The sequence below is a fragment of the Desertivirga arenae genome, assembly GCF_017355785.1.
GTDB classification, from domain to species: Bacteria; Bacteroidota; Bacteroidia; order Sphingobacteriales; family Sphingobacteriaceae; genus Desertivirga; species Desertivirga arenae.
This window is the reverse complement of sequence record NZ_JAFEWE010000014.1, coordinates 104985-117844: the sequence shown is the minus strand read 5'-3', so window position 1 is coordinate 117844 and position 12860 is coordinate 104985. Positions and strand designations below refer to the sequence as shown.

At 39.7% G+C, this 12860-nt stretch carries 10 protein-coding genes; 3 read left to right on the top strand and 7 right to left on the bottom strand.

Features of this window, described 5'->3' with window-relative positions; all coding sequences use genetic code 11:
- Positions 1–240 precede the first annotated feature (240 nt).
- Positions 241–1539, top strand: a complete 1299-nt coding sequence (locus J4N24_RS20790; RefSeq protein WP_207535654.1) for a hypothetical protein — start codon at positions 241–243, stop codon at positions 1537–1539.
- Between the two features lie 19 nt (positions 1540–1558).
- On the opposite strand, the gene xrtN is transcribed toward J4N24_RS20790, so the two are convergent.
- The 4 genes from xrtN to J4N24_RS20770 all read right to left on the bottom strand — a co-directional run bounded on the left by xrtN (position 1559) and on the right by J4N24_RS20770 (position 7096).
- Positions 1559–2974 carry an exosortase N gene (xrtN, locus tag J4N24_RS20785; RefSeq protein ID WP_207535653.1) on the bottom strand — a complete coding sequence of 472 codons (1416 nt, stop codon included), beginning with the start codon at positions 2972–2974 and terminating at the stop codon, positions 1559–1561.
- The gene (locus J4N24_RS20780; RefSeq protein WP_207535652.1) at positions 2971–5493 is read right to left on the bottom strand and encodes an XrtN-dependent VIT domain-containing protein; all 2523 of its coding nucleotides are present in this window, start codon (positions 5491–5493) and stop codon (positions 2971–2973) included. Before J4N24_RS20780 ends, xrtN begins: the two co-directional genes overlap by 4 nt.
- A gap of 158 nt (positions 5494–5651) precedes the next feature.
- Positions 5652–6467 (bottom strand): alpha/beta hydrolase, encoded by an 816-nt coding sequence (locus J4N24_RS20775; RefSeq protein ID WP_207535651.1) that lies wholly within the window; start codon positions 6465–6467, stop codon positions 5652–5654.
- A 206-nt stretch (positions 6468–6673) separates the two neighbouring features.
- The gene (locus J4N24_RS20770) at positions 6674–7096 is read right to left on the bottom strand and encodes a hypothetical protein (protein WP_207535650.1); all 423 of its coding nucleotides are present in this window, start codon (positions 7094–7096) and stop codon (positions 6674–6676) included.
- Positions 7097–7292: 196 nt separating this feature from the next.
- Here J4N24_RS20770 and map point away from each other — a divergent pair, with 196 nt between their 5' ends.
- Positions 7293–8057: a type I methionyl aminopeptidase gene (gene map, locus J4N24_RS20765; RefSeq protein ID WP_207535649.1), complete on the top strand. Its 765-nt coding sequence runs from the start codon at positions 7293–7295 to the stop codon at positions 8055–8057.
- A gap of 24 nt (positions 8058–8081) precedes the next feature.
- Here map and J4N24_RS20760 read toward each other — a convergent pair whose 3' ends face one another.
- From J4N24_RS20760 to J4N24_RS20750, 3 genes are all read right to left on the bottom strand, one after another.
- Entirely contained in the window at positions 8082–8294 is a 213-nt protein-coding gene (locus tag J4N24_RS20760; RefSeq protein ID WP_242691758.1) for a DUF1456 family protein, read from the bottom strand.
- A 114-nt stretch (positions 8295–8408) separates the two neighbouring features.
- The gene (locus J4N24_RS20755; RefSeq protein WP_242691757.1) at positions 8409–9539 is read right to left on the bottom strand and encodes an MBL fold metallo-hydrolase; all 1131 of its coding nucleotides are present in this window, start codon (positions 9537–9539) and stop codon (positions 8409–8411) included.
- Positions 9540–9593: 54 nt separating this feature from the next.
- Positions 9594–10151, bottom strand: coding sequence for a TetR/AcrR family transcriptional regulator (locus J4N24_RS20750; RefSeq protein ID WP_207535647.1), 558 nt, complete (start codon positions 10149–10151; stop codon positions 9594–9596).
- Between the two features lie 135 nt (positions 10152–10286).
- Between J4N24_RS20750 and J4N24_RS20745 the strand changes: the two genes are divergently transcribed.
- The gene (locus J4N24_RS20745) at positions 10287–12803 is read left to right on the top strand and encodes a pectinesterase (RefSeq protein ID WP_207535646.1); all 2517 of its coding nucleotides are present in this window, start codon (positions 10287–10289) and stop codon (positions 12801–12803) included.
- The last annotated feature ends 57 nt before the right edge of the window (positions 12804–12860 follow it).

Sequence of the window (12860 nt, the reverse complement as noted above, 5' to 3'; positions counted from 1 at the left end):
TTGGGGCAAAATGATGAGTAACAACTTAACCTTAGAATGATTAGTATTAAGTTTTTTCGTGTACTATTTTTAGTCTTCCTGTTATGCTTTTTTTCGAAACTAAAAGCACAAAATCAAATCAGAACCCCATATTATTTTACTAATAGTACCCATGTTAGCAGCTTTTTGCACTTAGGGCAACTTTTACTCCTGTCGAGCGAAAATGATAAAAGAGTAAAGATCATTTCATCTTCACTGGAGATGAAAAAGAACTGGGAACAGACGGTAGAAGGCTCGTTAATGTTTAGTACAGACCTAGAAGATAAAATCCTGGTAATAGTCAGTACCGATTTTGCAGCCTCTGTTGGGGGGAATAATAGTACTTATAAAGCTTTCCTACTGGATGCAAGGGATGGTAAGGTGATCCATGAAAAGGTAATTTACGAAGGTAATAACGACTATTTGACTGTAGCCGAATTTGTGGTGTCTAAGAACAGGAAAACCTTTAGTCTGATTGCCCGAGAGACCAGTGCGAAACGAAATTTTATAGTAGCAGCGGATGCGAATGGTTCATTATGGGCGGCCAGGAAAATGGCGAATAATGCCTCTGCAATAAGGAAATTTAGCGTCTCCGCCTATGATAGCCATCTTGCAACTATTGACAAGGTTTTCCCTGTTCTGCCGGATGGCGACTTTATAGGGGCAGCTAAAACCATAAACGGGGATCTGTATGTTGCTGTATCAGAAGAAAAAAAGGGGATAACAATTGCCAAGTTTGAAGCAGGGAAAGAAGAAGTATCGGCCATGGTATTAGAACCATTTGGTCTCTCATCAGGCTTGCAGGGCCAAGGGTCCTTAAATCTTATAACGGACACCCACCGAAATAATACTGCTTATCTCACGGGCGGTTTTACTAACGGGCCTGAATATACCTATATCCTGAATAAGTATGATTTTGGCACTAACAAGGAAGTGTCATTCAGGAAAAGCTTTAGAAAAGCAGACTTAAAAACCCTGGAAAAATCTTTTGTTCCGTTAAATAAGCAATTTTCGAGACTGGACCTTGGAAGTGTATCGGGCCTGAACCTGCTGAGTGTAGCTTTCCCAGCAGATGGTTATTTGATTGCCTTAAGTGATGTCCGCTATCTTCCTGGAACTCCCGGCAGCAAAATTCCCCCTACGTATACGGCTAACGGCATTCTTGTTTATAATCTGGACTCCAATTTTGTTGTAAAGTCGGCTTCAGCTATTCCAAGAGCTTATGGCAATGTAACAAGGCCTTCCTTCAGATCCGATCTCCGGGACAATTCCTGGTATCTATTCGCCTCGGATGAATGGAAAGCAAAGTTCGCTGTAGCAAAGATCAATGCTTCTTCAGGAAAAATTGAAGATCTGAAAATGATAGCGCCAGAAAAAGTGGGAAAAGGGCATGTACCGGATCTGGCTGAAATGACCATAACTGATAGTCAATTATTCCTGCCGGTGAAGGACCCTAAGCCCTCTTTGGGGTACAAATTAAAGTATGATGTCCATATGTATCGGCTTGATTGGGAAAAGTAATGACTTAGAGGCGGCATGGTTAAGTATCTTTGTGTTTTATTATTAGCCAACCTCTATCTGGATATTTCGGCAACGAAATGAACTTGTTGAAATAGCTTGAAAGGTCGTTTCTAAGAGGAAAAGGTTTTGAAATAAGTGCTCTAACCAACGACAATACTTCTTTTTCGGAACCTGCTGTTACATTGATAAGGTAAAACTCCTCGTTAGAAACTGCTGACTTCCAGCGCCACTCAAATTGATTGGTGGTAGTGGTATTGCCGCTGCTGTACCACCATGCGGTATATAACTTTTCCTTGCCCTTTTTCAGAATACCTGTATAAACATTATAATTTAATACCTTATCCTCTTTAACAGTATCAAACATATATCCGCTTCCCCTCCAGCAAATTTTAGGATCGTGATCAGGAGCGTAAAAAACGCTGGGTTTAAAGTAAATAAGCGAACTCTTATTACTGAACTTCACAATTTTATTATCCATAATTTCCCGATCAAACCCGTTCAGATGAATGCGAGTTGTTCTGGTATTCATGTTATCAATCGAACTTAGGTTTAAGGAAACATAGAGTATTATAGAGAAAAGTATGAAGTGAATGACCAGCAGGGGCGGATAATTATTATTAATCTTATTTGTAGGGTGTTCTATTAAGTTTCCACGCTTTACGAGCCATTTGGCGAAATACATAAGGGGCAGCACCGTATAGACAATAAGGCAAGTTACACCTATCAAATCGTGAAAAATGTTATCAGGTTCAACCCGCAGTAAGACTAAAAACAGAATTCGAATGAGATTACCAGAAAGGTTAAGGAAAAAGCTTAGTGTCAAAAGACCAAAAATCTGCCATACCTTAATTCGTTTGTTCACTCTGCTTTCCCAATGAGCTATCAGAAACAGACAAATAACCAGGGAAATACTAAGCATGCTAAGGCCGGCACATGCTTGTTCAACGGTGAAGCTATTTTGGTTAATGTTAATAATATTACCCTCGGCTTTTGCTGGCAAGCCGCTTATACTAAAGATGTTGGCCGCAATATCGCTTAGCCATAAACGTAGAGGAAAGCCAAAGGTATTGATAAAGAACTTAAAAACAGGGGAGACGATTAGCAGGGTTAGAACGGCAGAAACATTTATCTTACCGATGTAAGTTTCGGTAAAGAACATCAGGGCAAAAATAGCTGCGAGAAAAAGGCAACTATTAACAGGAAAAAAAATAGCCAGAACTGCGGATAATAGTGAAAGGGGAAGGAAGCGCATCGATCGCGAGCAGGCGTTTAATCTGAAAATTAAGGGCAATAGTAAAAAGCCACACACAGTCGTCGCATCCCAAATAAAATAGTTACGAAAGGCAACAAGGCCAATGCTCAGGTAGAACAAAACTACCAGGTGAGAAAATTTGCTGAACGTTGGTCGTAAAAGAACTAAAGCAAAGTTTATCATAAAGCCTTTTTAGCGTATTGCTTATTCCTTAATAAGTAGAGTACAATTATACCAGTTAGCAGAATTAGCATCCACTCGTGAGGTTCAGGCACGGCTCCTGAGGATTTCATAGAAGCATTCTTTAAGCTGTTTTTGCTTTCTTCTATGCCAAAGCGCTCATAATCCTGTTTTGTTTCTAATACGATCAAGCTTGAAACAGGGCTTACAATATTTGCTATCTCTGCTTCAGCAATTGTTTCCGGTTGTAGAAAGTCATCCTTGAAATAGCCGCCTGCTACTTTTTTCATAATATGATTGTACGCATATAGCCGAAGTAAATGATCGGGTGCATTACTTGTCGCTTTGCCCGTAATTTCCCGTATACTTACCTTTGCCGCGGCTATAGTAACTGATGTTGAATCTTCTCTAATACTGGTAAATGTATTGTTATCAAGATTTTTAAACAAGGTAGAAAGTTCTCCGCCCTGATACTGGAATACTCTTAATTCTTTCAAGGTTTGAAGGTATGGGGATAAATGCTCGCCGATAAAATACAAGTGAATTGGTGGGGCAGAAGTAAGATATGCTTCCATTCTATTCGAAAATTCAGAGCCTTTCAGATCTGACAGATTTGGTGAAGGACCATTGCTTTTTGAAATTAGAAGAGCAGTGGAAGGTGTGCTGATCTTATAGAGCGGGAAAAGACTAAAATTAAGGTTTGATAATTTATGAAATTCCATGTCCTTATTATCTTCATCCAGTTGAACCAGCTTTTCGTCAAATACATAGACATTTTTCGTTTTGATTTTTTTCCATAAACTTAAAAATTCATCCTTTGTCCACCCACTATTTATATCAAGGTAAATATGCTCTGGAGAAAAGGAAGACCTCTCAAGCTTGGCATCTGAAAGCTGATAGGACTTGCCGTCGAACGAAAAAACCTGAGATGAAATGGAAGGGGTTGGAAGCCTCAATTCCCATTCGGACTGATAATCCCCGTCAAGCTGGTAGACATTTTTAGACACGAGCTCAGCACCCTTTGGAATGCTGGATTCGGGTAATGGTAGAGATGAGCTTAACTGCAAAGCCTCATTTGCCTCATTTGCAGATGGGCCGTCGAAATAGATATTTCCATAAACGAGATCAGTACCTGAAACTCTTAATGGGCTGGTAATGCCAATCTTAAATCGTCGGTCCTCCTGAGGTGTGCAAGGAAAAACCCGTACACTCACCGTATTCCCTTCCTGCCAATGAATAACAGAGGGGTCATGTTGTTCTACTCCAACAACTTGTCTATAGGCTGAATCTGCCTTTGCTTTTGTAGTGAGATAACCTTTTTCTTCTTTCCCATTGATCCAAAGTGACAGAGAGCTCACCACCGATCCTTCAGGAAGATGAAAGGTATAGACTGCCTCCTGATCCAGGTTCCATCTTGCTGCGGATTTATTAGAGATGGTGAGAATCTTCTCCGTATAAGCCATGCGGTACTCAGGCATCAGTCTGACATTAGAAATAACTGTATGCGTTTTCAGTTTATCGCCGCTCCATAACCTTTCCTGGGCCTGGTGCCTTGAATCGTACATTGATTCAAGGATTTTGATCCGTTCACGTTGATCTATTTGCGGCTTCCCTACAAATAGACTTGCAAGAACAACTAAAGGGTCATGTTGCTGTTTCTCATCAAATGCACTATTCATGAATCCCCCCCATAGCCAGTTACCACTTAGGTCGAGAGTTTTATAAACAAGGTCAGACTTGATGATTCGCTCTGATACGACACCTTTCGGTATAGCTTGACTTATCAATACCCAATTCGGCAGTTTCCCTTCTGCAAGAGTGTTGTGGGTAGAAATTTTGTTTATCGAATCATTGATGTATTTCCACTTGTAGGTGAACCAACTTATACTTGTTACAGCCAAGAGCAGACCTGCAACTATTGAAAATTTTAATCTATCGTGTTTTTTGATGCCATAAATAGAAACAGTGATAGTAACAATGGCAAGGCAAAGAGGAGTAAAAGAGTGAAGAGATATCCCAAGACCGATTGAAGCAGGAACGCTTAGGAGATACAATGGTATTAGCGAGAAAGAGTAATACGCAAAAATTACGATCGCTAATCCGAGAATAAAGAATGTAATATGCTTTAACGGTAGGGGAAGGTCCTTTATGAAAAGAGCGCCAATTAGCGCCATACAGCACATGACCAACAGGATGCTGAGCCACTGAACTGAGTCATCAAAAACATTCATTAACCTGTTTAATGCAAAGGCACTGATAAACCAGAGAATTAACATGATCACAGTGTAATCTATTTTACTTTTAGAAAGCCTCCAGCCATGCCTGTTCAGGGCAGTACTGAAAACAATTATTGTATAAATAACAGTGGCTACATAATTCAAAAAGAAAAACGCTAATAAGCTATCTTCATTCGAAACTTCCACACAGGTTCCTGCAAGTAGGATGAGACCTGATATTATTGCCATCCAGATCCCCGTGTAAATAATACTATCTTGCTTTAAGGTTGAAATAAATCTAGTCATTTATTTAATGGTTTTGTTAAAGTACTTTGTTATTCAAAGTGCTCAATTAATAAAAAAGACACTTGTGTGTCTTAAAGAACTTTGGAATACAAAGTAAATTAGAATATATTGAAGTTGCAAGGATGAATTCGGTTTTATTTTTTTGTACCCTTAAATGCCTAATGGCTAGAATCTAATATCTTCTTTACTACAGAAATATATTCCGGATTCTTCTCAAACTGATTGTGTTTCTGATCTTTTAAGATGAAAAGTTCTCCAGAGGATTTTACCAGTTCTTTTAATCTTACAGACACATTAGGGTCGATCTTATCATCTTTTTCGCCATGGATCAAGTACACGGAACATTTTACCAGGGGCAAATATTTGTCTGTAGGGAATTTGTATTTTAATAACAGTCCGGCAGGAATATAGGGCAATGATTTCTGTACGAATTCGGTGAAATTATAATAAGGAGCAATTAATACTAAGGATTTAGGAGACCTTTGAGTGGCCAAAAATGCTGCAGGGCCAGAACTTAAGGAATATCCGAAAATGTAGATGTTGTTACCATATTCTTTTTGCAGGTTATCGTAAACGGCGAGGAGATCTTGATTGAATTGTTCTTCTGAAGATACCTTGCCCTCACTTTTACCAAATCCTCTGTAGTTAAGTAAAAAAATGTCGTATCCCATCTTTGTATACGAATTTGCATCCTGGCCGACGCTATCAAGCATTCCCCGGCCTCCAGGCAGCCACAAAATAAGACCTTTTGATGCTTTTGCTTTAAAAAGTAGACCGTTCAGCCTTTTGCCGTCTTTCATTGTTATGTTGCGTTCCTCAAAAGGAATGGCAAATTGATAACGATAGTTGGAAGGATGCTTTACTGATTTAAATAATGCTTTGTCTTGAGAGTTGTAAAACCAAAGGCATAAGGCGATATAAAGAAGGCTGGAAATTAAGATGATACCCGTGAGGACCCTTTTTAGAACTTTCATTTATAATACGGCTAGAGGTAATTATTTATTCTCTAAGTTAAGGAATTTTTAATTGGTTTAGGAACCAGGGGATTACAATAATTGTGATAGTTAGTTGGTCGCTTCCCTATAACATTCAACACAACGAAGCCATATCATGGTAATGGCTTCGACTGTTTGGAGATCTATTTTTTCTGGCAGGCTTAAGATACCTGCTAATTAGACCACTAGTTCTTCCTCTTTAAATATTTAAGATCACTACGGACCTCCTTTTTATTAAAGTTCTCCGCATTAGAACTCATCGACTTGGAACGTGTACACATACTTGTTGTATAGTTTTCCGCGCTACCATTGGCAAAAAGTAACCATTTTTCGCCCACCTTTGGAGAGATACCGCATGCAGCTCCATCAATTGGAGTAGAAATAAAAACCGTATCGGCTTTTTCGCTACCTTTAAAGCAGTTAAGCACTTTAACCGAAATACTCCTTTTGGTTCCTTCGATGCCCACTTTAATAATACGTCCTTTGACGATTAATTCATACTGATCGTACTGTTTATCGTCGATCTTACCCAAAGCCATACACTTGCAAGAGCTGGCGATTTTAGACGTGATAAGGAAAATAATTAGCAGGCTATATTTTAACTTCATTTTTTTCGCTTGTTGTTTTCTTGGTAAAATTCTATTCTGTAACAAACATAGCTAGAACTCTTTAAAGTTTTACCTTCTTCAATTGTCATTAAAGACTTAATTATTATTTGTATCTATGGGGCGTAAAAGGCTTTCATTGCGCCAATGGAAGCTTGAACAGGCATATAACGACAATTGGTAAAAGGATCATACAATCATGTTAATTACGAATGAATCAGAGCTAGCGGGGATGAAAAAGGCTAGTGATGCAGTGGCTTGCGCATTGAAAGAAATGGTATTATACTCAAAACCAGGTATAAGTACTAAGGAACTGGATGACTACGGAGCAAGTATTCTTAAGGATTTTGGTGCTAATTCTGCGCCTTTCGTTACCTATAAATTTCCTGGCTGGACCTGTATCAGTGTAGGAAACGAGTTTTGCCATGGTATTCCCTCTGACAAAAGGATACTACAGGAAGGCGATCTGATCAACATTGATGTTTCTGCGGAACTTGACGGTTTTTTTTCAGATAATGGGGCTTCATTTGTTTTGGGTGAGGATATTAACCAACATCAAAAGCTCGTGGATGCATCTAAGCAAATTCTACGTATAGCAATAAACAATATTAAGGGCGGTGTGAAGATCTCTGACGTGGGCCACCTTATCGAAACAGAAGCTAAGAAGCGTGGCTATAAAGTTATCAAGAACCTCACTGGCCACGGAGTTGGAAGAAGTCTCCATGAAGAGCCCAACGAAGTAGCGAACTATAAAGACCGGTTTAACATGACAAGGTTCAAGAAAAATTCGGTTGTAGCTGTGGAAACTTTTATATCAACCACGTCAACAATTGCAGAAACCCAAAGTGATGGTTGGACCATGATAGGTAATAAAGGAGGCTTTATGGCACAGCACGAACATACGATCTTGGTGACAGACGGAGTACCAATTATACTTACTGAAAAAAATGAGATCTGGAGTTGAAAAACTGGAGACCAGCTTTAAGATTTAATCTTTTGCTGGTCTTGGTCCTCTGTTATGAATGATCAGGCCATTTAAAAAATTGCGTAGGATCTGATCTCCGCAAGGTTTATAGTTAGGGTGGTCTTCATTACGAAAAATAGCGCCAAGTTCAGTTTTGGTGATCCTGAAATCTACGAGTGCCAAAACTTTGACAATATCGTCGTCGGTGAACTTCATTGCTACACGGAGCTTTTTCATTATATCATTATTATTCATGCTTCAGGGTATGTTACTCGGTTGAACCTTCTATCTCAATAACAATTTTTGTTTTAATTCGGATGTAAAGATAGTTTAAAAATTATGCCTTTAGGTTTACTTAAGCTCCTTCCACCACTCTTTGAACACTTGCTGCTCGTTATCCATCCATACTACTTCACCAATCATGGGAGTAACTAAGGGAAGGTTTTGTGATTTGGCGATACGGGAAACTTCCTTTAGGGGTTCATCCCAACTATGCAGGGCTAACGAAAATTTACTGGAATGGACTGGCAGGACCCTTTTAGCATGAAGATCTTTTCCGGCTTGTACTACCTCTTCAGGCAGGCAATGTATTGCATGCCATGCCACGTTATATTGGCCGTTTTCAAGAATAGCGAGATCAATACTGCCAAAGCGCTTACCGATTTCGGCAAAGTGAGCATCATAACCACCATCACCGCCCACAAAGATCTTTTTCTCGGGCGTTTCTAAAAGGTAAGCCATCCAAAGGGTATTGTTTCTCTTAAAGGAACGACCACTAAAATGACGAGCAGGTAAGGTGTGAATTTTAAAATCATCATTTAAGCTTATCGTCTCATTCCAGTCATGTTCAGAAATAATTTTCGGATCATATCCCCAATGTTCAAAATGAGCCCCCACACCCAATCCACAGATCACCTTTTTTACCTTACCCTTTAGTTCTTTGATCGTTGAATAATCCAGGTGGTCGTAATGATCATGGCTGATCAACAACACATCAATTCCAGGAAAATCTTTAACTCCGTAGGTGTTTGCTCCCGCAAAAGCACGCGTTGTTGATGGAATAGGCGAGGCATTGCCACTAAATACAGGATCCACAAGAATTTTTACTCCATTGAGCTGCATATAATAGGAAGAATGGCCAAACCAGACCACAACGTTACTGTCGGCAGGAAGGCTTTTTAAGTCAGTTTTTATATGTGGAAGAGCTTTTCCGGGAGTTTTATTTGGAATTGATTTGAAAAAGAAGTCAAACAGGACTGAAGTCATTGAGTAACCCTCTGTAAGTGGTGGGGTAAAGCTTTGATTCAGAAACACACCATCGCGAAAATGCTTTGATTGATTCATTCGTTCAAGACGTTTGCCGGATGCAGCCTGACCGAACTGAGGTTGTTTAAGAAAAATAAAGGTAGCGAGTGCTAGAAAAACTACCAGAGATAGTAAAGTGATCATTGTGTATTTAACTATTTTAAAAAGTCGTTTCATTATTAAATGGCTTATACCTGGACTGAACGTTCATTCCAAAGCGGGAGAAATTTTTTATTCTTTTATAGCATCCCAGACTAAGCGGAATTGTCTCTCTAAATGTGTTTCATCATTTTCCTTTCCCTCACTTTGCATCCATTGTATATAAGTAGTAATAGAGCCAGCAAGGAAGTGAAGAATAGCATTAAGATCCATTTTTTTGATTATACCATCTTTCTGACCTTGCTGTAGAAGGTCTATAACAGGCATAAAATCTTGTTGTCCGGCCAAGCGTGTGTTTTCAGTGATCAACGGAGAACTGTGAAACTGATCCATAAAGGCGAAGCTTTCAGGGTACTTAAAATAAAAGTTAACCAATCCGGAATAAAAGCTAAAGAACCTGGCTTTTAGAGGTGCATTGCTGTTCACAGTTTCTGCTACAAGGTGGATCACTGATCGTTTTATATAAAGGTAAATTGCATTGATCAATTCTTCCTTCGTTGCGAAATAATTATAGATAGTACCCATGCCTGTATTTGCTGCTTTTGCAATGGCCGACATCGGGGTAGCCTGAACACCACGCTCTGTAAGCAATCTCATTGCTGCTACAATTATTTGTTCTTTCTTATCCACGTATCAAAGGTATGATTTGGAATGGACATTCCAAATAGGAGATGTATTAGTGGCTAAACCATGACAATTGTAAAACTGCTACTACATCTGGTATAAAAGTTTTTTTAATCCTAGTTTTAAAAACCATTTTTTAATATGAACCGACGTTTCTACTCACTGTTGATCACTGCATTCGTCCTTCTGGCGAGGCCACAAAACAGTTCGGCTTTTGTTACGCCACTAAAGAGAGAGTATTCCAATAGGATGTTACCTGGCAAAAAGCCAGTAGCTAAAATAAAATATCAAGGTAAAACTATACAGTTAAATGAACGGGCATTATATCTTAACCCCAGGTTAAAGGAATCTGAACTGGGTTCGTTTGCCTTTAAAAGTCTTCAGGATGTGGTGAGGTTTGCAAAGGATGGAACAGAAGAAACCCCGACAGTTATTTACATGGAGCCAGACGTGTACTGGACTGATGATCCGAAAAGCGACAATAGAGAGAATAAATTAATCGGGCTGCTTATTCCACAGGCAAATATTACCTTAATTGGATTAGATGGAAACCCCGAACATACGATCATAGCAGGAAACAGGGGACAAATGGCAGGTGCCATCGGGAACTGGAATACGGTAGGCGTTGGGGATGGCTTCAAAGCATATAATATTACTTTCGGCAATTACTGTAATGAAGATCTTGTTTATCCGCTAGATCCCTCTAAAAACCTCCCGAAGCGCCAATCTACCATTACGCAGGCCCAGGTACTTACGAAGGCCCATAATGGCAATATGGACAAATGGATCTTTGACAACTGCCGGTTTATAAGCTATCTGAATACCTTTGCTGCCGGAAACCAGCCTCATCGTGCTTATTATAAAAATTGTTTTCTTCAATGCACAGATGACGCAGTGGGCTCTGGTGATTTTAGCGTTTTTGAGAAATGCCATTTCCGTTTCTTCGCCAATCACCCTTCCTGGGGAGGGTCTCGTATTTTACAAGCCTATTTGGGATGTTATTTTGAAACAGTACTGCGAGATCCGGGAGCAAATTCGACCATTTTCTTTGCTAAAAACAATAATATCTTTGCAGTGCTTGACGCAAATTTTAAAGGAAATGCTACTAGTTTAGAATGGACAGACGTTCCTGCAGATCATGTACGCCATTATGTTTATAACAATATATTAAATGGGGGGAAGGTTAAAATTACAACTAGTAAACCTAATCTTTCTGTTACGTTAGGTGGAAAGAGTCTCGCCGCCTACAAGGTAGGGTCTGAGTATAACATCTATAATTTATTAAGAGGTAATGACGACTGGGATCCGGCCAATCAGAAGGCGAGGATGGCAAATTACAAGGATCTACCTTTGCGGATGGACTTGATTGCAGATAAACTTAAATTAAATGGAGCAACAAAGGAGATTGCTCAGGTTAGATTTAACATCTATCCTGATCGTATTAAGACCAGCACTCCTTTGAAATGGAGCGTAAGTGATCGCGACTTATTGGCTTTTGCTAAAAATCAGGATGGAACAATCACTGTTACTGCCACTAATACCTCTGATAGTACTAAAAGAGCTTTTTTGAAGGCCGAAACAGAACAGGGAATTCAAGCTATTACTTATTTTGAGGTTACGGGTATCCCTCAGAATGCTCCGTTATTTACAAGAAAACCAATAATGAATTCGCCTGATGCCGGCCTGATTTCGTTAAACTATAAGCTAAACCTAGGCAATAGGGAAGATATATCTGCAATTACATGGTATAGGAGCTTGAGGAAAGATGGAAGTGATACGGTAAAGGTAGCCGTAAGTACAACCAGTTCCCCCTTGAAGGATTATCCGCTAAGCACAGGTGATATTGGTTTTTACCTCTTTGCTCAGATATATCCTAAACATTCTACCAGTGTTTTTGGTGAGCCTGTTCTTGTAGGCAGCAGGAAAATAATTTCGAAAGACATTATGACTACTTCAATCAAAACGGACTTTAAAAATCTGCCAACAGACAGAACTTTGTCTTTTAGAAAAGGCTTTTGGTTGGTAGACACGCATCGTCCTAAAGATTTGAGTAGGGATTTTCAGTGGACCGCCGATACTGGAAAAGGATGGGAATATGGTTGGGGTAGTGATGCCACTAAGGACAGGCAAGGTTTAATGACTGTAGGAAGGGGAGCTAGGCTTATTTATATGCAGGGTGAGCAGAAGAACGATATGCACCTTGTTTTGAAGTTAAGTCCCCACAAAGCTGCAGGGCAAGGATTTGGAAGCGCCACCGGGCAATACCTGGATGTTTACATAAAGTATGACCCGATGACCCAAAGCGGCTATGGATTAAGGATAGAACGTACACCTAAGTTTGGAAACGGGGTACAATTTACATTATACAAATTTACGAATGGTCTAGGAACACCTATTTCAGAACATCAGTATTCTTCAGCGTTTTTGCCTGGCTGCAAGTTGGACCTTGACTATTCTGGAAAGACATTACGGGCCAAGGTAAGCACCAGCAGTTCGCAGCAACAAGGTCAGAAAGATGCAGGGCTTCCGCATGAGGTAAGCCTGATGGCAGAAGTAGCCCCTAATTTATTTGGAAGCTTTGGTCTGCAGCATACCGGCAGTACCGGGACCGCAAGCAGGATAATGCTTGAAGGTCTGGAAGTAAGTTATGGAAGGTAGGCCGAAAGCGTGTGTTTGAAGGTTTTTCTTCAAATTTTCCAATAAAATTCGGTCTTT